The sequence below is a fragment of the Acinetobacter sp. AOR43_HL genome, from assembly GCF_027854635.1.
GTDB classification, from domain to species: domain Bacteria; phylum Pseudomonadota; class Gammaproteobacteria; order Pseudomonadales; family Moraxellaceae; genus Acinetobacter; species Acinetobacter pittii.
On sequence record NZ_JAKTHX010000008.1, the window covers coordinates 77,868 to 98,617 of the forward strand.

Below are 20,750 nucleotides of genomic sequence, written 5' to 3' on the forward strand. Positions count from 1 at the left end.
CGACACAATAAAACTTGTTATAGCCAGTTTAATGAGAGAGTCAAAGGATGAGTGTAGTTTTACCTGTCGCGAAGCGTGGTGAAGATATTTTAAAACTAATTGCTGCTCCCGTCTCGGCAAATGAGTTAAACAGTAATTGGCTTTATCAGCTTGCTGACGCTATCCATGCAACAATGCTCGAACGTAATGGAGTAGGAATTGCTGCACCGCAAGTTTACATCTCTAAACGCGTCATTATTGTGGCGTCTCGACCAAACCCACGCTATCCCGATGCACCTGAAATGGAAGCAGTGGTCATGGTGAATCCTGAAATTTTAGAGTTCTCAGACGAAGTTTGTTTAGGTGAAGAAGGCTGCTTAAGTGTGCCAGACGAACGTGGACAAGTGGAACGTGCCGAAATGGTTAAGGTGAAATACTTAACACTTCAGGGCGAGACGGTGGAAACAATTTTTCATGGTTTTCCTGCTCGTATCGTTCAACATGAGGTCGATCATTTAAATGGGATATTGTTTGTAGAAAGAATAAGCTAATCTTCAGTTTAAAGTTTTGAAAAACCTATAATGAGCTTGAAAAGGGTAAGTCATCGGAATTACAATACTTATAGCGTGATATTTAAATCATTACAAAAGATATAATTTTAATATTATCAGCAGGTTGTGCTGAAATTTTACGCGATGTTGTAAATCTCCTCATTTAAGGTTACTGACCATGCAAACCCCTCTCCCAGATTATTTGGCAAATGTTATAGAAGCCTGTGACATCGATAACAGCGGTCATCTCGCCGATTATATTCCTGAGTTGGCAAATGCAAACCCAAATCGATTAGCTTTAGCAATGTCTACGGTAGATGGTGAAATTTATTCGGTCGGCGATGATGATGTTGAATTCACCATACAATCGATTTCTAAACCTTTTGTATATGCCTATGTTTTACAACAACTTGGCATTGATGCGGTACTTGCGAAAGTAGGGGTAGAGCCTTCGGGAGAAGCCTTCAATGAAATTTCATTGGGTAAAGATGGTCGTCCAAAAAACCCGATGATCAACTCTGGCGCAATTACTGTACATTCCTTGATTCAGGTTAAACATGGTTTGCATAGCGCAGAAATTCTACGCCGTTTTATGAGCGAGCTTGCTGGTCGTGAATTAAGTTTTGATGAGTCTGTTTATGATTCGGAAGTCAAAACAGCCTATCGTAATCTTTCGATCGGTTATATGTTGCGCACGGTGGGGATTTTGGAAACTGACCCTGTCGATATTGTGAATGGTTACATTCGTCAATGTGCGATCATGGTTACAGTTAAAGACTTGGTACGTATGGGCAGTGTACTTGCTAATGGCGGGGTCGATCCTAGAACTGGAAAGCGCCTATTAAATCGATCTGTAGTTAGACAAGTCCTCAGTGTCATGATGAGCTGTGGTATGTACGATGCAGCGGGTGACTGGCTTTCAACTGTAGGTATTCCTGCTAAAAGTGGTGTAGCAGGTGGTATCTTGGGTGTGCTACCGGGGCAGGTCAGTATTGCTGCTTTTTCACCTCGACTAGATGAGCATGGTCATAGTGTTCGAGGAATCGATATTTTAGAACGATTATCTCGTGACATGGGGTTACATCTCATGGAAGGCACACCTTCTGCCCAGACCATTGTACAAAGTCATTACCGCACAGGAAAAGACGCATCATTGAGTGTGTATGTGCTTCGAGGGGTATTGAAATTTACCGAAGCTGAAATGTTGTTGCGTATTTTACAAGACGAGACAACTGATCAAAGCACGATCGTTATTGATTTAACGCAGATTTCACTTATCCACGATGTGGGTAAACGTATGTTTTTAGAAGGCGTGGATCGTCTGATTGATGACGGTCATACTCTCGTTTTAGTCGACCCTGAACAGCGCTTAGACCATGCCAGAACTGGTAAAGATCGTGAGCTTCATGTCTATCACGATTTTGATGATTTGCTCGAAAAGCATGACCTACCTGCAAAAAAAAAGACTTATAGCGACATCGCGGCACTTCTAAACTGCTGAGGTGTTTTTCCTAGATGTCGCTTAAACATCGAACTGAATGCGCTGGGGTTTGTATACCCCAGTGATTCTGAAATTTGGGCAATAGATTCACCATTCGCGATTTTACTCAAGGCAAGTGCAATATGCATTTGTTGTAACCATGCCCGATATGACAGCCCAGTTTCTTTTTGGAACATACGCATTAGGGTTCTAGAACTCGCACCAATATCATCAGCCCAATCTGTTAAATCTTTTGACCTGTCAGGAGTATGTAATAACTCTTGGCAAATTTTTAAGAGTCTTTTGTCTTTCGGCCAAGGAATCTGGATGGGCAATAAATTGGCTCGATGAATTTCTTCAAAAATCAAAATTTGTAAAGAACGGGAAAGCTCTTGAGAAGTGGCCGTATTTGGAGTGTCTTCTCGTTCGATTTCATTTAAACGTATTAAGAGTTCATGCAACAGATTGCTTACCCGAATAATAAAACAATGTTGTCCCATTAAAGCTACTGCATTTACTTCAACCAACGCCGTATTTAACTTCACGTGACTCAGTGAAATTACGCTGTGCTCCACATTCGCCGGAATCCATAACGCACACATGGGCGGCACAATCCACACATGATTAGGCGTAAACACCTGAATGTTGCCTGTAGATGCATACAAAAACTGCGCACGTGTATGTGTATGGGTAGGCGTGATTTCTCGGTAAGAATGTTCAGAAGAGAGTCCAATCACAAGTTCAGACAAATCAGACTGAATAAGAGAATCGGACATAAACTATCCTAAAAATTGTCACTTATACGATGATTATTGGAAGATAACTTTATAAGCGACAATTTACAATAAGCATCTCATTTAAAAATATTGGAGTTTTTCAGGTATGACGTCTTCAATACAATTGAAAGATGGTATTGCCAATACCGTTGCAAATGATCAGCCTCAAGGAATGATTATTAAAATTGTAGGCGCCGTGGCAGTCGCACATTTACTGAATGATTTAATTCAGGCAGTGCTACCAGCCATCTATCCAATGCTAAAAGCAAACTTTTCGCTGAGTTTTGCGGAGGTTGGCCTAATCTCGTTTGTATATCAAATTACAGGTTCACTGCTACAGCCTTGGATTGGACTTTATACCGATAAACATCCAAAACCGTATCTTCTCCCACTCGGAATGGTTGTCACATTCTGCGGCATTATCTTGTTAGCATTTTCACCAAGTTTTGCTGTGTTGTTATGTGCATCTGCGCTTATTGGGGTTGGGTCTGCAACCTTTCATCCAGAGGCTTCACGTGTGGCACGAATGGCATCGGGCGGGCGCTTCGGTACAGCTCAGTCGACTTTTCAGGTGGGCGGAAACACAGGTACAGCCATTGGGCCATTGTTGGCAGCTTTACTCATTGTCCCATTTGGACAGCATGCAGTTGCCGGCTTAGTGATATTTGCACTTTTGGCGATTTGGGTTTTATTTGGGGTAAGCCGTTGGACTGTGAGCCATGCTAAAAATCAGGTAGCTGCACGTGCAACTCAAGCACATACTAAATTGCATGGTCGTAAGCTCATTATTGCTTTGAGCACAATTAGTGTATTGATGTTTGCCAAATTCACCTACATTGCCAGCATTAGTAACTACTTTACTTTTTACTTAATTCAAAAGTTCCATATCAGTATTCAAACAGCTCAGTTGCATTTGTTTGCCTTCTTGGCAGCCGTTGCTTTAGGTACATTTGCAGGTGGCCCAATTGGTGACAAAATTGGCCGTAAAGCGGTGATCTGGGTTTCATTTGTTGGTATGGCACCGTTCGCATTAATGATGCCGTATGCAAACTTATTCTGGACAACAGTTTTCTCAATTATTGCAGGTTTGGTATTGTCATCGGCCTTTGCAGCGATGGTAGTGTATGCGCAAGAAGCTGTTCCGGGACGTGTCGGCATGATTGCAGGCTTAATGTTTGGTCTTATGTTTGGGGTAAGTGGTATTGCCGCAGCTGGGCTAGGGCATTTAGCAGATATTAACGGAATTGAATGGGTATTTGGTTTATGTTCATTCTTGCCATTACTTGGGTTTGCCACCGCATTTTTACCCAACACAAAAGTTAAATAAATGAAAAGACTCTCAGCCATATTTAGCTGAGAGTCTTTTTAATATGAACATAGCCTCATTGAAAAGATTATTTTTGAACACCAAACTTAAATACGGTGACACTGTTATAAGTTTGATTTGGGTTTAAACGTGTAGAAGGGAAAGCTGATTGATTCGGGCTATCTGGAAAATGCTGTGTTTCTAATGCTAGCGCATCTGCTTGTCGGTAGAGTACGCCATTTGCGCCAACAATATTTCCTAATAAATGATTGGCTGTATACATTTGGAGGCTTGGTTCAGTGGTTAAAACCTGCATGGTCCGTTTAGATTTTGGATCAACTACAACAGCCGCAAGATTGAGTTTCCCTTGAGACTTTTGATTAATTACCCAAGTTTGGTCATAGCCATATCCATAGGCCAATTGCTGATTATTCGCTCGAATATCTTTCACAATCGCCTTAGGCGTCCGAAAATCAAAAGTTGTACCTGCAACTGAAGCAATTTCACCTGTTGGTAAAGAGTTTTGGTCGGTTACCAATATACGGTCTGCATTGAGTTGTACCACATGGTCTAGTACACCATAAGGATTATTGCCAGCGCCTGATAAGTTGAAATAACTGTGGTTGGTGAGATTGACGACTGTCGGTTGATCAGTTTTGGCTTTATATTCAATCTGGAATTCATTTTGATCTGAAAGACTGTAGATCACTTCTACATCTAATTTTCCGGGAAATCCTTGATCACCATTTGGACTGGTTAACTTCAGAGACGCTTTAACGATTTCACCTTTAGAAACCAGAGGCTTAACTTGCCATACACGTTTATCAAAACCAGGATTGCCGCTATGTAATGAGTTCGGACCATTATTTTTTTCGAGGTTATACGTTTTTCCATCTAAGCTAAATTTAGCATTGCCAATACGGTTCGCATAACGACCAATTAATCCGCCAAAATGAATTCCTTCCTTGGTATCAGTAACTTCATAGCCTTTTAAATCATCGAAGCCCAAAACGATATTATTTTGTTTACCTTGGGCATCGGGAGTCAAAATCTGTGTAATTACACCACCGAAGCTAATAAAAGAAATTGAGACTCCTTTGTTATTGCTCATGGTATAGAGTTCAACTTTTTGACCATCTTGAATTGTACCATATGGTTTTACATTTAATGTGGCTGCATTGGTAAGCTGTGCAAAGCTATAAATCGTAATACCTAAAATTACTAATTTTTTCATACTTATACTCTATTTTTTAATAGTAAGACTGAATGAATATAAGATTGATTTTTCATCTTTTTAAAGAGGTTTTTATTATATGTAGTGTTAATAATAATCGATTAGTTAATGTTAAATATTGGAAAAACTGGTTCAATTTACGCTTATAAAGAAATTAATGTTATGAGCAAAATTCAACGGTAAGTTATTTTTATGACTCATCCCGACTCGGTTTTAAAATTTTCACTTGGTCTAAATAGTCTCTCGTTTGATGTAGACAGCCAACACATTCACCTTGAGCAGGGCTTAGGTTTTGTTAATTCAAAAAGTGTCAGCGATAGCGTGATTGATGAACTCGCTATCGAAAAGATGATTTATTTTATTGAAGAAATCATCGAGTCAAAGCCCCTCAGAAATTTAAATATAAGTGGGGTAGCTGTTACGTCTGATGCTGCTATGACACACCTCAGTCAGTTATTTTTTAGTGCTAAAAAGCAAATCAGCCGTATTGAGCTTGAGCATGGATTTAATGATTTTATTGAGCGTTTGAGTTACTACACAAACCAAGTAGCCCCAGATCAACTTTATATTTTTACCTACTTTGTATTTATCCGAGAGATGATGCATCACTTACGAGTTGAGCAAATTCAGATCATTTAAGAAATGATTTCTCAGCCTGCCAATTCATCATGAATCCAGTTTAAAAATAAATCAATTTTAGGAATAAATTGGTGGGTTCGTGGATATACCAAGTGATGAGCAGAGATAGGAATCGATAGCTCATCTGCAAAAACTCTAACCAACTTTCCAGATTCTAAGTAATTTTGAGTGAGTAAATTACTTTCTAAAACAAAACCTAGCCCGTGTGTGGCTGCCTCAAGTGACATATAAGAGCGGTCAAAACTCAAAGTGTAGGGAAATTCAGGAATGCTTAAACCCTGATGGGCAAACCATTGGGGCCAAGTCACTAAGGTTGAACGCGATAAAATCAGATCTTTCTTTAATAAATCTTGAGGTTTATGCACAGGACTACGTTCCAGTAGCTTAGGGGACGCAAGCACTTCAAGCTTTTCATTACGAATGGTTCTGATTTCTACCCCTGTCCAGTTGGGTAAACCATGACGAATATCAATATCGATCTTATCGCGGGTAAAGTGCAAATTTTCATACGAACACGATAGGTTAACCTGAATCATGGGGAACTTTTCTTTAAATGATTCAAGGCGAGGGAGCAACCAAAGTAAACCAAAACTTGGGGATGAATGAATATATAAACTGTCTTTAGGGCTTTTATCGGCAGCTTTTTCTGTGGCTAACATCAGATTATGCAAAATGGTGGTGACATCTTGAAAATAGCGTTCACCTGAAGGAGTAAGTGTCACACCACGGGCACCACGAATAAATAAACTCTGCCCAATCATTTCTTCAAGCTTAGCAATTTGGTGACTCACTGCCGAAGGGGTGAGATTCAAATGCTCGGCTGCCTTGGCAACATTGCCGAAACGGGCGGTTTGTTCAAAAGCCTGTAATGTTTTAATTGAGGGTATTTGGTTGAAATTGTTTTCACTGCTATCCATGAAATGATCCGTTTTTATCCCTAAAACTTATTTGAAAATAGCATAGGCATGAATTTTTTTCATGTCTTGTTGAATTCGAGATGATTGCTGGGCTTTGTGAAAAAAGAGATTCTAAGTCAGAACTCAGGAAATAAAGCGTAAAAGAGGATTGAATATGTTACTACAAGGAAAAGTGGCATTAATTACCGGTGCAGCATCAGAACGTGGAATTGGGCGAGCAACCGCAGAAATCTTTGCACAACAGGGTGCCAAAATCATTATTGTTGATTTAGATCTTGCTCAAAGCCAAAACGCTGCAAAAGCGCTTGGTGAAGGACATTTAGGCCTTGCTGCAAACGTTGCGAACGAAGAACAGGTCAAAGTAGCTGTTGAACAAGCACTACAGCACTATGGCAAGATTGATATTTTAATTAACAATGCTGGTATTACTCAGACAGTTAAAACCCTTGATATTCAACGTAATGACTATGACCGTATTTTAGATGTCAGCCTCCGCGGAACATTGATTATGTCGCAAGCGGTTATTCCATCTATGAAAGCAAACGGTGGTGGAAGTATTGTCTGTCTATCTTCAGTTTCAGCACAACGTGGTGGTGGTATTTTTGGCGGGCCACACTATAGCGCTGCCAAAGCAGGCGTGTTAGGTCTGGCAAAAGCGATGGCTCGTGAGTTTGGTGCTGATCAGATTCGTGTAAATTCTCTTACTCCAGGTCTAATCCAGACTGATATTACTGGCGGTTTAATGAATGATGACCGTCGTCACGACATTTTGGCAAGTATTCCACTCGGCCGCTTAGGTAAAGCGCAAGATGTTGCAAATGCAGCATTATTTTTGGCAAGTGATCTGTCAGCTTACTTAACTGGTGTCACACTCGATGTAAATGGTGGCATGCTGATTCATTAATCGCTCACTATTTCAAAACTAAAAATAGAATGATGGTCACAAGAGGATACTGTGGCCAAATGTAAAGGGATTCGCATGATGGATACAGTATTTTCATCTGAAGTAGATACGGCGGTTCGTAAATCTGCCTATCGAAAAATTGCATTTCGGCTCATGCCATTTTTAATGCTTTGTTATTTTTGTGCCTATTTAGATCGAGTAAACGTGGGTTTTGCCAAGCTCCAAATGATGAGCGATTTACAGTTTAGTGAAGCTGTATATGGTCTAGGCGCAGGGATTTTCTTTATTGGTTATTTCCTCTGTGAAGTACCAAGTAACATTGTACTTCACAAGGTAGGGGCAAGACGTTGGATTGCCCGTATCATGATTACATGGGGCATTTTGTCAGGCTGTTTTGCTTTTGTTCAAACCGAATGGCAATTTTACACCTTACGTTTTTTGCTTGGTGTTGCTGAAGCTGGACTAGCTCCGGGTTTGTTGCTCTACCTCACTTATTGGTTTCCATCTTACCGCCGTGCACGCATGACCGTACTTTGGTTTATCGCGATTCCAATTTCGGGAATGATTGGTGGACCACTTTCAGGCTTAATCATGGACCGAATGAGCGGCGTACATGGCTGGTTTGGATGGCAGTGGATGTTTGTAATTGAAGCCATTCCTACTGTACTTGTTGGCCTGCTTGTACTTGCTGTTTTAAAAGATTCAGTTCAAGACGCCAACTGGTTAACCCAAGATGAAAAGAACTTGGTGAAGCAAGAGCTTGCTCAGGATAACCAGCACAAAGAAGGTCATGCTAGCGTTAAAGAGTTCATCGCAGATAAACGCTTATGGCTACTGGCAGGTATTTATTTTTGTGTCGTGATGGGGCAATACGCCATTACATTTTGGCTACCAACTCTTATTCGTAATTCGGGCATTAGTGATAACTGGCATATAGGTTTGCTCACAAGCCTGCCTTATATGTGTGCCATTGTGGTCATGATTTTGGCAGGGCGTAGTGGTGACCATTTCCAAGAACGCCGCTGGCACTTAATTATTCCGATGTGTGCAGGCGCTATAGCACTCACATTTGCGACTTTATTCGCTTCAAATCTAACGCTCTCTTTAATTTGCCTTTGCATCGCAGCCTCAGGTGTGCTGACGGCATCCTCTTTATTCTGGATGTTACCGACCAACTTTTTGGGTGGTGTTTCCGCAGCGGCAGGTATTGCAGCAGTGAATAGCTTCGCCAATCTTGCAGGATTTTGCTCACCTTATTTGATCGGTTGGGTCACTACCAACACAGGTTCAAATGCAATCGGCATGTTCTTAATCACAGCAGTATTAATTTTCGGTGCCAGTCTGGTTCTGCGTGTTCCGGCAAAACTGGTCAATCGTTAATAAGGAATAGTAAATGACAATGTTAAATGTTGATAAAGCAGGCCAAATTGCCGAGTTGCAACAACGTGCCTACCACATTCGCCAACATGCTTTACGTATGGGGCAAGTACAGGGGCAAGGTTATGTTGGGCAAGCCTTAGGGGCAGCAGATTTGCTCGCCGTGTCTTATTTTCATGCCATGAAATATCAGCCAGAGAACCCTGAATGGGAAGGCCGTGACCGTTTTTATCTGTCTATTGGGCACTATGCAATTGCACTCTATGCAGCCTTAATTGAAGCAAAAATTATTCCGCTTGAAGAACTTGAAACCTACGGAGCCGATGACAGTCGGTTACCAATGTCGGGCATGGCTTCTTACACACCGGGTATGGAAATTACAGGTGGTTCATTGGGGCATGGTCTTGGAATTGCAGTCGGTGCTTGTTTAGGGCTGAAACAGAAAAAGTCGGATGCTTTTGTATATAACTTACTTTCTGATGGAGAGCTAAATGAGGGCTCAACATGGGAAGCCGTGATGTCTGCTTCGCATTGGAAACTAGATAACTTAATTGCCATTATTGATGTGAATAATCAGCAGGCAGATGGGCACTCCAGTGAAATTTTAGCATTTGAGCCAATTGTTGATCGTTGGCAGTCATTTGGTTGGTACACCCAACGTGTGGATGGCAACAACATGGAAGCTTTGCTTGAAGCATTCGAACAAGCGCGAAACCATGAGGGAAAATGCCCACGCGTCATTATTTGTGACACCAAAATGGGTAAAGGCGTGTCGTTCTTGGAAAGCCGAGAAAAAACACACTTCATTCGTGTTGATGAACATGAATGGGATGACGCCTTAAATATTTTGACCCACTACGGACAGTAAGGAATACACCATGAGCCAGTTAGCCAATCCTCCTAAGAAAAAACTAACCACTTCGGCAATGATTGCTTCTATTGCTGCCGAGGGTCAACCGACCAAATCCGCACCATTTGGACATGCACTGAATGCCTTGGCAAAAGAGCGTGACGATATCGTAGGGTTATCAGCAGATTTATCAAAATATACTGATCTACATATCTTTGCCAAAGAAAACCCAGACAAGTTTTTCCAAATGGGCATGGCAGAACAACTTTTGATGAGTGCAGCAGCAGGACTTGCTCGTGAAGGATTTGTTCCTTTTGCGACCACCTATGCCGTGTTTGCATCACGTCGTGCCTATGACTTTATTTGTATGGCAATTGCAGAGGATAACCTGAATGTCAAAATTGTGGCGGCACTTCCGGGGTTAACCACAGGCTACGGCCCAAGCCATCAGGCAACGGATGATATTGCAATTTTCCGTGCAATGCCAAACCTCATGATCATTGACCCATGTGATGCCTTAGAAATCGAACAAGCGATTCCTCAGATTGCCGCGCATAATGGTCCGGTATATATGCGTTTATTACGCGGTCAGGTTCCATTAGTGCTCGATAAATACAACTACCAGTTTAAATTGGGTAAGGCACAGGTGATTAAACCCGGTAAAGACTTACTCATTATTTCGACTGGTTTATTGACCATGCGTGCGCTTGAGGCAGCCGAAGAGCTTGAAAAAGAGGGCATTGAGGTTTCAGTGCTACATGTACCTACCATTAAGCCTCTAGATGAACAAACTATTTTAGATGAAGTCGCAAAAGGTAGCCGACCTGTTTTAACTGCCGAAAATCATTCAGTCATTGGTGGGTTAGGAGAAGCTGTTGGCTCACTACTTCTAAGAAATGGTCAACATCCTCATTTTGACATGATTGGTTTGCCAGATGCATTTTTAGATGCAGGAGCATTACCAACTTTGCATGATCGATATGCTATTTCAACAGAAGCAGTTAAAGAAAAGATTAAGTCACATTTGAAGTAAAAGTAATGTCTGCTTGATGCAGAGTATTGAAATAAATTCTTTTAAATCCCTCAGTCCTTTAAGGTTGAGGGATTTCTAATAAAAATTCAAATGGATATCTATTTTTTTCTTAAAATAGTTGCTAATACTTTTACAAATATTTTAAACATGGTATAAATCTTGTTATCCCAAATGTTTCGTTTGGTTACGGATGTTACTCAATTAATTTCAGCTCTTATTGGCTAGTTTTAACTAGTGCTATTGAATAGATAGCTTGTGGGGAGAAGTGTCGTTTCCGTCATTTGTCCCAAATAATCCTGATAGCCGAGGGTAGTAATCTCAGTGTTTATTTAAGTGCTGTTGAGTAACCAAGTAAATTGAGATTACAAGCTCTATGTATTGTTCTTTAGAGTTTATTATATCTACTTAGCATTTAGAGTGCCCTCGCTATATCAAATGATCAAGTCCAAATATATTTATAAAGGCTCTAAAATTGATAGTTTAGATAAATTATCTGAAGTTTTATCTATTGATATTGATGAATTAACAAATGTACTTTTATTAGAAGATGAAGCTAAATATAAAGCTGGATTTATAAAAAAAAGTAATGGTAAACTAAGGAATATCTATAATCCAAATACCTCTTTAAGAAAAATACAAAGAAGAATTAAGAATAGAATTTTTACTCAACAAATAGAATGGCCAGACTATATTTTTGGTTCTATTCCAGCTGATGAAATATCCTCAAATGATTATGTTGCTAGTGCTGAAAAACATTGTGGTGCTAGAGCTTTACTTAAATTAGATATAGAAGATTTTTTTGATAATATTACTCAAGAATTAGTAGAAAAAATATTTAAAAATTTCTTTAAATATAATGATGAGTTGTCGAAAATCTTAGCGCAATTATGCTGTGTTGATGGTAAAGTTCCTCAAGGAGGTATTACTTCAAGTTATATAGCTTCTTTAGCATTATTTTCAATAGAAGAAAGACTATTCTTTCGTTTGAAAAATAAAAAGTTAATTTATACCCGTTATATTGATGATATTACAATTTCTAGTAAAAATTCAGAATATAATTTTGATTCTATTATAAAAATTGTTGAAGGTCAGTTAAATAGTATAGATCTTCCATTAAATATAGATAAAATTAAGGTAGAAAGATTCTCAAGTAAAGCATTAAAAGTTCATAATATTAGGGTTGATTTAAAAACACCAAAGTTTGATAAGATTGAAGTAAAAAATATTAGAGCGGCAATTCATAGATTAGAGCAATTAGTTAAAAAACCTAATTATAGAACACATTATTTTTATCGAATTGATTTTAATAGATGTCAGGGATTAGTAAGTAAGTTATCTAGAGTAAATCATGTGTCTGTAGAGAAACTTCAGCGAAAGCTTAATGCAATTAAACCATTACCAAATAAAGCAGACATAAAGTTTATTGAAGACTCAATTAAATCTTTAAAAAAACATTTTCCTTTACAAAAGGAAAATGGTTCTTTTATTTATAATAGAAAGTTTTTTAAAATTCAACATAGAATTGGGTTTCTTAAATCTCATCCAAAAGAAATATATACAGAGAAAGCTATTTCTCTAAATACGGAATTGCAAAAGTACAGGTTAATTAGATAGATGGATAAGTTAGCAAGGGATAGTTCGTTAATTAATAGAATAATAAAACGTATCTGGTTTTTGGCAGCATGTGCTACTCTTTATTTTTTTATTTGTAATTTTTTCTTCATTTTGAAGAGCGGATATCATTTTGAACCAACTAGTGAAGGTTTAAAAAAATTCATTGAATTAACTCAATATGTTTTTCAAATACCTGTGCTCGCAATAGCAATTACAACAGTTTTATTAGGTTGGATATCAGTACAGATTTATTTAGAAACTTATATAACTACGCATGCTAATAATTTAAATACACAGCAAGTTAATAGGTATTCGACATATTTACAGCATTATAGGAATTTTATTGAAACTATTGATATTTATCTAGAACATAGTAGTTATTTGAAATCTAACTCAATTGATCGCTTGTTTTTTTATCGTGTTATATATCCAAATTCATTTGAAGGTGATTTAAGTGTTTCTAATAATTATAAAAATATTATTAAGCTGATAGATGTAGATATAAATTTTTTAAATAAAGGACTTCCTCGAAAACTTGGATATGCTGATCATATTAAGAAACTAATTATTAATGCTGAAAGTCTTGGTATTACTATTCAAGAGTGTGAGAGAAAAGATTTTATTAAATTAGAGCATGATTTTTATTTGTTTATTAATAATATTAATAAAAGTTTGATTGTGGACGAGTTAACTAAACCAGAATACTAATTATATGAGATCAGGCATTAAAATAAATCATACCTGATCTCAATTGTTATAAAATAAACATTAAACAATCGAATCATCTAAATTCGGCGCTAACCAACGTTTCGCTTCATCCAGTGTCCAACCTTTACGTTTTGCATAATCTTCAAGTTGGTCTTGAGAGATTTTACCCACGTTAAAGTATTCACTCTGAGGATGAGAATAATAGAAACCACTTACTGAAGATGGCGGCATCATTGCAAAGTGTTCAGTCAGTTTAGTACCAATTTTGTCGGTAGATCCTAACCAGTCAAATAACACTGCCTTTTCAGAGTGCTCAGGGCAAGCGGGGTAACCCGGTGCAGGGCGAATACCGACATATTTCTCTTTAATCAGTTCTTCATTGCTGAGCTGCTCATCCGCTTTATAGCCCCAGAATTCTTTACGAATGCGTTCATGCAAGTGTTCTGCAAAGGCTTCAGCAAAACGGTCTGCCAATGACTGCACTAAAATTGCAGAGTAGTCATTACCTTTGGCTTTGTACTCATTGGCCAGTTCTTCTGCACCAAAAATCGATACAGTGAATCCGCCTAAGTAGTCCTGTTGTTCACGGTCATTACGAATGTAATCTGCCAAAGACAAGTTTGGTTTACCTGTCACTTTGTCAGATTGCTGGCGTAAGTGCTCAAAAGTATGCGTAACATTTTGACCCGCTTCATCAAATACGCTCACTGTGTCTGCGTCAGTGCGCTGTGCAGGGAACATACCGAATACGGCACGAGCATCAAAACGGTTGTTGTCGATAATATCTTTCAACATCGCTTGAGCTTGGTTGTACAAATCTGTTGCAGCTTCGCCGACCACTTCATCTTCTAAAATTTTCGGGAATTTACCTGCCAAGCTCCAAGAAATGAAGAATGGTGTCCAGTCAAAATACTCTACAAGGGTTGCAAGAGGGTAGTTAGTGAGAACTTGTGTTCCTAAAAGATTTGGTTTTGGTGGTACATAGCTTTCGTCAATTTTAAAACCGTTTTCAACTGACTCAGCATAAGTCAATTTTGCAGCTTTTGGCTGTTTGTTGGCTAAGCGCTCACGGATCTTGGCATATTCAGCACGGTGCTCTGCAATAAAGTTTCCACGCATTTCTTTCGAAAGGAGTGTGGTTGCAACACCCACAGCACGTGAAGCATCGGCAACATAAATCACAGCATCGTTTTGGTACTGAGGATCAATTTTTACTGCTGTATGTGCTTTTGAAGTTGTTGCACCACCAATCAGTAAAGGAATGTTAAACCCTTTGCGCTGCATTTCTTTCGCAACAAACACCATCTCATCTAAAGATGGAGTAATCAGACCTGACAAACCGATGATGTCACATTTTTCATCAATTGCAGTTTGCAAGATTTTCTCGCAAGGAACCATTACCCCAAGGTCAACAATGTCGTAACCATTACAGCCGAGTACCACGCCTACAATATTTTTACCAATATCGTGTACGTCGCCTTTAACAGTTGCCATCAGGACTTTACCTTTAGATTGGCTACCTGTTTTTTCAGCTTCAATGTACGGGTTGAGCCAAGCCACAGCTTGCTTCATGACTCGGGCAGATTTCACAACCTGTGGTAAGAACATTTTGCCCGAACCGAACAAGTCACCAACCACGTTCATACCATCCATCAAAGCGCCTTCGATTACATCTAAAGGACGTTTGGCTTTGAGGCGAGCTTCTTCGGTATCTTCATCAATGTAAGTGGTAATACCTTTAACTAGTGCATATTCAAGACGTTTTTCTACAGATTCATTACGCCATTCAAGATTCTCGGCTTCTTTGGTAGCACCGCCTTGTCCGCGGTATTTTTCCGCCACTTCAAGTAGTTTCTCGGTTGCAGCCTGACCAGACTCACCTTGGTTTTGGTTTAAGATGACATCTTCAACTGCTTCTTTTAACTCGGCTGGAATATCATCATAAATTGCCATTTGGCCGGCATTCACAATACCCATGGTCATGCCTTGCTTGATGGCATGGTACAAGAACACAGAGTGAATGGCTTCACGAACAGGCTCGTTACCGCGGAACGAGAATGAAACGTTCGACACGCCACCAGAAATCATAGCGTGCGGTAAGTTTTGTTTAATCCAACCTGTGGCCTCAATGAAATCGACCCCATAGTTATTGTGTTCTTCAATACCTGTTGCTACTGCAAACACGTTCGGGTCAAAAATAATATCTTCAGCAGGGAAGCCTACATCGTTAACCAAAATGTCATATGAGCGTTTACAGATTTCACGCTTACGTGCAGCAGTGTCGGCCTGACCTGTTTCGTCAAATGCCATAACAATAATCGCAGCACCATATTGACGGCACAGGCGAGCTTTTTCTACAAACTCTTCATAACCTTCTTTTAAAGAAATCGAGTTAACAACGGGTTTACCTTGTACGCATTTTAAGCCAGCTTCAATGATTTCCCATTTTGATGAGTCAATCATGATTGGTACACGTGAAATATCTGGCTCAGAAGCTACAAGGTTTAAGAAATGCACCATCGCATTTTGCGAATCGAGCATCCCTTCATCCATGTTAATGTCGATAATCTGTGCGCCAGCTTCAACTTGTTGCTGTGCCACTTCTAAAGCTTCAGCAAAGTTTTCTTCACGGATTAAGCGTAAGAATTTTTTCGAACCTGTAACGTTAGTACGTTCACCCACGTTCACGAAAAGTGAGTCATCATAAATATTAAATGGTTCTAAACCACTCAAACGACACGCAGGTACAGTTTCAGGAACTTGACGAGGAGTAATATCTTTTACCGCATTGGCAATCGCACGGATATGATCTGGTGTTGTACCACAGCAACCACCAGTAATATTAATTAAGCCGCTTTCTGCAAATTCTTTTAAGAATGCTGCAGTTTGTTCTGGCGTTTCATCATATTCACCAAAAGCGTTTGGTAAGCCCGCATTTGGGTGCGCTGAAACAAACGTATCTGCAACATCAGAAATGGTTTTTACGTGAGGGCGCATTGCATCTGCACCAAGTGCACAGTTAAAGCCAATCGATAGTAAGTCACCATGACGTACAGAGTTCCAGAACGCTTCCGCAGTTTGACCTGTTAAGGTACGACCCGATGCATCGGTAATGGTCCCTGAAATCATGATTGGTAATTCACGACCAATTTGTTTAAAGACTTCTTTAACCGCAAAAATTGCAGCTTTGCAGTTTAATGTGTCAAATACGGTTTCAATCAAAATGATATCTGCACCGCCTTCGATCAGCGCATGAGTCGCTTCAATATAGTTTTCTTTTAGCTCATCAAAGGTGATGTTACGAAAGGCAGGGTCATTTACATTCGGTGAAATTGAACAAGTACGCGATGTTGGCCCAAGCACACCTGCGACAAAACGCGGTTTCTCTGGAGTCGAATACTTCTCACACGCTGCTTTGGCCAAACGTGCTGCTTCACGGTTAATCTCTGGAACAAGATCTTCCATGTGGTAATCAGACATAGAAACACGCGTGCCGTTAAAGCTATTGGTTTCAATAATGTCTGCACCAGCATCAAGATAAGCTTCATGAATACCTTGAATGATTTGAGGCTGGGTCAGAACCAAAAGGTCATTGTTACCTTTTAAGTCATGTGCCCAATCGGCAAAACGCTCACCACGGTAGTCTGCTTCTTCCAATTTATGGCGCTGAATCATGGTACCCATTGCACCATCAATAATCAGAATACGTTTGGCAAGAAGCGCTTTTAGGGTGGCAAGCGTGGACATATAAAACCCCGATATTGTACGAATTTAAAAATGCGGCGCTATTGTAACAGAATAGTTGCGCAATAGATGATCTATGACGACCCACCATTCACCGTAAATTAGTCGTAAAAAAAAGTGTTTTCGAACAAAAAGAGGGTGTTTTTTCATCAAATATTCATAAAATGATCATGATATTGAAATATTTCATCTCCAATATTCGGTTTTATGACAGTTGTAGTGTTTAAAAAGTAGACGTTTAGGTAATTTTTTAGATATTTTTGCTTCAAAAATAGTCATAAAATAGATGGGTGGGGATTTATGTAAATTATTGTATTTAAATAAAAAAATAAAAATCATAGAGGAAAGGTGCATCAAATGAGGTCAAAATGTGAAAAATTGACTTCATCAGGCGCCGCTTTGTCATATAATTGTCATAATTTAATTTAAGAATACAGAGGATTTTTTTATCCTCTTACCGTCTGCATGAATTCTAATCTACCCCCTGTTTCGGATTCAAAACTTGCGGCAAACCTGCAAGTCAAATCGACGAATGTACATGTCCCGACACCTAAATTTTTTATGCCGGTGTTTCTGACGATTATTGTTGCAACACTTATTTATATTGGATTTCAGGTGAGTGCTGATTTAGCGCATGTACCACCTTTGAGTCTTTATTCAGTTATTCTTTTATCAACTGCACTCTTGATTGCTTTAGGCTTTGAGTTTGTAAATGGCTTCCACGATACTGCAAATGCAGTAGCAACAGTGATTTACACCAATGCTTTACCAGCACCGGTTGCAGTCATGTGGGCTGGTTTTTGTAATTTCCTTGGGGTAATGGTTGCAAGCGGCGCAGTCGCTTACGGCATTATTGCATTGTTGCCTGTTGAATTGATCATGAATATGGGTAGCGGTGCAGGTTTCGCAATGGTTTTTGCATTGCTTATTGCTGCGATTCTCTGGAACTTAGGTACTTGGTTCTTGGGTATTCCTGCTTCTAGCTCTCATACCTTGATTGGTTCAATCTTGGGCGTGGGCATTATGAACCATCTATTGAGTGCATCGACTGGCGTAACGACCAGTGGTGTTGATATGGATCAGGTGATTAAAGTCGGTAAGGCATTATTATTTTCACCTTTAATTGGTTTCGCTTTTGCAGCGATTGTATTCTTGTTGGTTAAAACTATTTTTAAACGCCAATTAGAATTATTCCAGCCACCTGAAGGGAATAAACCACCACCAGCAATCATTCGTGCAATCTTGATCTTTACCTGTACAGGTGTGAGTTTTGCACATGGTTCGAATGACGGTCAAAAGGGTATGGGACTCATCATGCTGATTTTGGTTGGTCTGGTGCCGTTGGCTTATTCATTAAATAAAAATCTTGATACTCAGCAAGTTCAATCATTCCATCAGCTTTCTTCTCAAACTGCCGTATTTTTGAATCAAAATCAGCCAGAATTAACCGATGAAAAAGCACGTGTTATTCTGACTAAATATATTCAAACTAAACAGCAAACTCCAGAAGTCGTGCCTGCATTGGCAAGTATGACTGATCACTTGGGTGAGCGAGTTTCTAGCTATAGCAACTTAAAAGATATTCCTGAAGCTGCAATTAGCGAAATTCGTAATGACATGTATTTAAGCACCACGACGTTTAAGCGTTTGGATAAAGCAGATGCTTTACCAAAAATGGATGACTCACAGAAAAAGCTTGTGAAAGAATACCGTAGTAGCTTAGATTCATTCTTACAATACATTCCGACTTGGGTAAAAGTGGCTGTTGCTTTAGCACTTGGTCTAGGCACAATGGTGGGTTGGAAACGTATCGTTGTGACTGTAGGTGAGCGTATTGGTAAGCACCACATGACTTATGGTCAAGGGATGTCTGCTGAGCTTGTTGCAATGAGTACAATTGCAGCTGCTGATGGTTTAGGTATGCCAGTTTCAACAACACACGTTTTAAACAGTGCTGTTGCGGGTACGATGGTCGCGAATAAATCAGGTTTAAACTTTAATACTGTGAAGACAATTCTCTCTGCATGGGTATTTACTCTTCCTGCAACAATCTGCTTGTCAGGTGGTTTGTACTGGTTATTCTTACAGTTTGTATAAACGCATTTAAAAAATTAAAGCCACTGTTCACAGTGGCTTTTTTATTTGTTTAGTTTTTAAAGTTGAGACTATTTTTCATGTACATTCATCTATAAATTAATAGGTTGTTATAGGCCATCAAACAGCTTTATAGATTGGGCTTAAAATTTTATATTAGGATATATTATGAATGCGGTTCAAATAGATCAGCTAAAACAACAATTTCCACTTATTGAAACACTTCAAGCCTATCAAGAAACATTTTGGTTTACACCTCATCGCTATCCTTTAAAAGAAGCTTTAGAAAAAGTTGGACTAACCGCTAAGGATGTAAGTGAAGCAGAAGCAAGACTAGCGCGTTTCGCACCTTATTTGGCAAAAGTATTTCCTGAAACTCAAGCACAACAGGGAAAAATTGAATCAGATATTGTTGAAATTGCTCATATGCAACAAGCACTTTCTTCAGCAAAACAAGTACAGCTTAACGGAACATTCTGGCTGAAAAAGGATAGTCATCTACCTATTTCAGGCTCTATCAAAGCACGTGGTGGTATTTATGAAGTGCTCACACATGCTGAAAAACTTGCCATGCAGGCAGGGTTACTCAAACCAGAAGATGATTATAGTAAATTAGATCAAGATTCATTTAGGGCATTCTTTTCTAAGTATCAAATTGCAGTAGGTTCTACAGGCAACCTTGGGCTTTCTATTGGCATTATGAGCGCCAAACTCGGCTTTAGAGTCACTGTTCATATGTCGGCTGATGCTAGACAGTGGAAAAAAGACAAACTACGTTCACTCGGCGTCAACGTTGTAGAATATGCCAGTGATTATGGAGTAGCTGTTGAAGAGGGACGAAAAGCCGCAGAGCAAGATCCACACTGCTTTTTCATTGATGATGAAAACTCAACAACATTATTTTTAGGTTATGCCGTTGCAGGAATACGCTTAAAACAGCAATTTGAGCAAAAACAAATTAAAGTCGATGCTGAACACCCATTATTTGTTTATTTGCCGTGTGGCGTCGGTGGTGGGCCTGGTGGGGTGAGTTTTGGACTAAAACTGGCTTTTGGTGAGCATGTACACTGTATCTTTGCAGAACCCACACATTCGCCGTGTATGTTACTTGGTGTCCACACAGGTTTGCATGATCAGATTTCAGTTAATGACATTGGCATTGATAACGTTACTGCGGCAGACGGACTTGCGGTAGGGCGTGCTTCAGGTTTTGTCGGGCGTGCTATGCAACAATTAATCGATGGCTACTACACCATTCACGATGAACGTTTATATGAGCTTATTGCGCTTTTAAATCAAACTGAGAATATTCAGCTTGAGCCTTCTGCGGTAGCAGGCATGATGGGACCGTATTACGTACAGACGAGTCCTGATTACTTGGCTTTACACCAGTTTACAGCTGAGCAGTTGCAGCAGGTAACTCATGTAATATGGGCTACTGGGGGCGGCATGGTGCCACCTGATGAAATGCAAAAATATCTATCGCACTTTCAAGATAAATAAAGAAACTTTAGAAAAAAGCCCAATTCTAAGATTGGGCTTTA

The 20,750-nt window shown here is 39.5% G+C and carries 16 protein-coding genes; 12 read left to right on the forward strand and 4 right to left on the reverse strand.

Annotated elements, in window-relative coordinates:
• Positions 1-47: 47 nt before the first annotated feature.
• Together def and MKL33_RS04655 are read left to right on the forward strand one after the other, a co-directional pair.
• A complete protein-coding gene (gene def / locus MKL33_RS04650; protein WP_270906562.1) occupies positions 48-530 on the forward strand; it encodes a peptide deformylase in 483 nt (160 codons plus the stop codon).
• Positions 531-708: 178 nt separating this feature from the next.
• On the forward strand, positions 709-2,031 hold the full coding sequence (locus tag MKL33_RS04655) for a glutaminase (RefSeq protein ID WP_002060167.1): 1,323 nt from the start codon (positions 709-711) through the stop codon (positions 2,029-2,031).
• Here MKL33_RS04655 and MKL33_RS04660 read toward each other — a convergent pair.
• On the reverse strand, positions 1,998-2,786 hold the full coding sequence (locus MKL33_RS04660; RefSeq protein ID WP_270906563.1) for an AraC family transcriptional regulator: 789 nt from the start codon (positions 2,784-2,786) through the stop codon (positions 1,998-2,000). The two genes, MKL33_RS04655 and MKL33_RS04660, sit on opposite strands and share 34 nt — an antisense overlap.
• Positions 2,787-2,892: 106 nt before the next feature.
• On the opposite strand from MKL33_RS04660, the gene MKL33_RS04665 reads away from it, so the two are divergent.
• Complete coding sequence (locus MKL33_RS04665; RefSeq protein WP_270906564.1) at positions 2,893-4,113, forward strand: MFS transporter; 1,221 nt, start codon at positions 2,893-2,895, stop codon at positions 4,111-4,113.
• Between the two features lie 67 nt (positions 4,114-4,180).
• Here the strand turns inward: MKL33_RS04665 and MKL33_RS04670 are convergent, their stop codons facing one another.
• Positions 4,181-5,326 (reverse strand): aldose epimerase family protein, encoded by a 1,146-nt coding sequence (locus MKL33_RS04670; RefSeq protein ID WP_270906565.1) that lies wholly within the window; start codon positions 5,324-5,326, stop codon positions 4,181-4,183.
• Positions 5,327-5,518: 192 nt separating this feature from the next.
• Between MKL33_RS04670 and MKL33_RS04675 the strand changes: the two genes are divergently transcribed.
• Complete coding sequence (locus MKL33_RS04675) at positions 5,519-5,965, forward strand: hypothetical protein (protein ID WP_270906566.1); 447 nt, start codon at positions 5,519-5,521, stop codon at positions 5,963-5,965.
• Between the two features lie 11 nt (positions 5,966-5,976).
• Here MKL33_RS04675 and MKL33_RS04680 read toward each other — a convergent pair whose 3' ends face one another.
• A complete protein-coding gene (locus tag MKL33_RS04680) occupies positions 5,977-6,852 on the reverse strand; it encodes a LysR substrate-binding domain-containing protein (RefSeq protein ID WP_270906618.1) in 876 nt (291 codons plus the stop codon).
• Positions 6,853-7,036: 184 nt separating this feature from the next.
• Here MKL33_RS04680 and MKL33_RS04685 point away from each other — a divergent pair, with 184 nt between their 5' ends.
• The 6 genes from MKL33_RS04685 (at position 7,037) to MKL33_RS04710 (ending at position 13,368) form a co-directional block, all read left to right on the forward strand.
• A complete protein-coding gene (locus tag MKL33_RS04685) occupies positions 7,037-7,786 on the forward strand; it encodes an SDR family NAD(P)-dependent oxidoreductase (RefSeq protein WP_270906567.1) in 750 nt (249 codons plus the stop codon).
• A gap of 78 nt (positions 7,787-7,864) precedes the next feature.
• The gene (locus tag MKL33_RS04690; protein ID WP_057068489.1) at positions 7,865-9,166 is read left to right on the forward strand and encodes an MFS transporter; all 1,302 of its coding nucleotides are present in this window, start codon (positions 7,865-7,867) and stop codon (positions 9,164-9,166) included.
• 19 nt (positions 9,167-9,185) lie between these two features.
• Positions 9,186-10,031 carry a transketolase gene (locus MKL33_RS04695; RefSeq protein ID WP_080759563.1) on the forward strand — a complete coding sequence of 282 codons (846 nt, stop codon included), beginning with the start codon at positions 9,186-9,188 and terminating at the stop codon, positions 10,029-10,031.
• Positions 10,032-10,041: 10 nt separating this feature from the next.
• On the forward strand, positions 10,042-11,046 hold the full coding sequence (locus MKL33_RS04700) for a transketolase family protein (protein WP_270906568.1): 1,005 nt from the start codon (positions 10,042-10,044) through the stop codon (positions 11,044-11,046).
• Positions 11,047-11,481: 435 nt separating this feature from the next.
• Entirely contained in the window at positions 11,482-12,660 is a 1,179-nt protein-coding gene (locus MKL33_RS04705; RefSeq protein ID WP_270906569.1) for a reverse transcriptase family protein, read from the forward strand.
• Positions 12,661-13,368 (forward strand): retron Ec48 family effector membrane protein, encoded by a 708-nt coding sequence (locus MKL33_RS04710; protein WP_270906570.1) that lies wholly within the window; start codon positions 12,661-12,663, stop codon positions 13,366-13,368.
• Positions 13,369-13,428: 60 nt separating this feature from the next.
• Here the strand turns inward: MKL33_RS04710 and metH are convergent, their stop codons facing one another.
• Complete coding sequence (gene metH / locus MKL33_RS04715; RefSeq protein WP_270906571.1) at positions 13,429-17,115, reverse strand: methionine synthase; 3,687 nt, start codon at positions 17,113-17,115, stop codon at positions 13,429-13,431.
• Positions 17,116-17,577: 462 nt separating this feature from the next.
• Between metH and MKL33_RS04720 the strand changes: the two genes are divergently transcribed.
• Together MKL33_RS04720 and MKL33_RS04725 are read left to right on the forward strand one after the other, a co-directional pair.
• Positions 17,578-19,209, forward strand: coding sequence for an inorganic phosphate transporter (locus MKL33_RS04720; protein WP_005070664.1), 1,632 nt, complete (start codon positions 17,578-17,580; stop codon positions 19,207-19,209).
• 165 nt (positions 19,210-19,374) lie between these two features.
• Complete coding sequence (locus tag MKL33_RS04725; RefSeq protein WP_270906572.1) at positions 19,375-20,709, forward strand: D-serine ammonia-lyase; 1,335 nt, start codon at positions 19,375-19,377, stop codon at positions 20,707-20,709.
• Positions 20,710-20,750: the final 41 nt, after the last annotated feature.

Bases quoted from the DNA above. Each gene is read 5' to 3' on its own strand.
- def (WP_270906562.1), top strand. From the start codon at position 48: ATGAGTGTAGTTTTACCTGTCGCGAAGCGTGGTGAAGATATTTTAAAA.
- MKL33_RS04655 (WP_002060167.1), top strand. From the start codon at position 709: ATGCAAACCCCTCTCCCAGATTATTTGGCAAATGTTATAGAAGCCTGT.
- MKL33_RS04660 (WP_270906563.1), bottom strand. From the start codon at position 2,786: ATGTCCGATTCTCTTATTCAGTCTGATTTGTCTGAACTTGTGATTGGA.
- MKL33_RS04665 (WP_270906564.1), top strand. From the start codon at position 2,893: ATGACGTCTTCAATACAATTGAAAGATGGTATTGCCAATACCGTTGCA.
- MKL33_RS04670 (WP_270906565.1), bottom strand. From the start codon at position 5,326: ATGAAAAAATTAGTAATTTTAGGTATTACGATTTATAGCTTTGCACAG.
- MKL33_RS04675 (WP_270906566.1), top strand. From the start codon at position 5,519: ATGACTCATCCCGACTCGGTTTTAAAATTTTCACTTGGTCTAAATAGT.
- MKL33_RS04685 (WP_270906567.1), top strand. From the start codon at position 7,037: ATGTTACTACAAGGAAAAGTGGCATTAATTACCGGTGCAGCATCAGAA.
- MKL33_RS04690 (WP_057068489.1), top strand. From the start codon at position 7,865: ATGGATACAGTATTTTCATCTGAAGTAGATACGGCGGTTCGTAAATCT.
- MKL33_RS04695 (WP_080759563.1), top strand. From the start codon at position 9,186: ATGTTAAATGTTGATAAAGCAGGCCAAATTGCCGAGTTGCAACAACGT.
- MKL33_RS04700 (WP_270906568.1), top strand. From the start codon at position 10,042: ATGAGCCAGTTAGCCAATCCTCCTAAGAAAAAACTAACCACTTCGGCA.
- MKL33_RS04705 (WP_270906569.1), top strand. From the start codon at position 11,482: ATGATCAAGTCCAAATATATTTATAAAGGCTCTAAAATTGATAGTTTA.
- MKL33_RS04710 (WP_270906570.1), top strand. From the start codon at position 12,661: ATGGATAAGTTAGCAAGGGATAGTTCGTTAATTAATAGAATAATAAAA.
- metH (WP_270906571.1), bottom strand. From the start codon at position 17,115: ATGTCCACGCTTGCCACCCTAAAAGCGCTTCTTGCCAAACGTATTCTG.
- MKL33_RS04720 (WP_005070664.1), top strand. From the start codon at position 17,578: ATGAATTCTAATCTACCCCCTGTTTCGGATTCAAAACTTGCGGCAAAC.
- MKL33_RS04725 (WP_270906572.1), top strand. From the start codon at position 19,375: ATGAATGCGGTTCAAATAGATCAGCTAAAACAACAATTTCCACTTATT.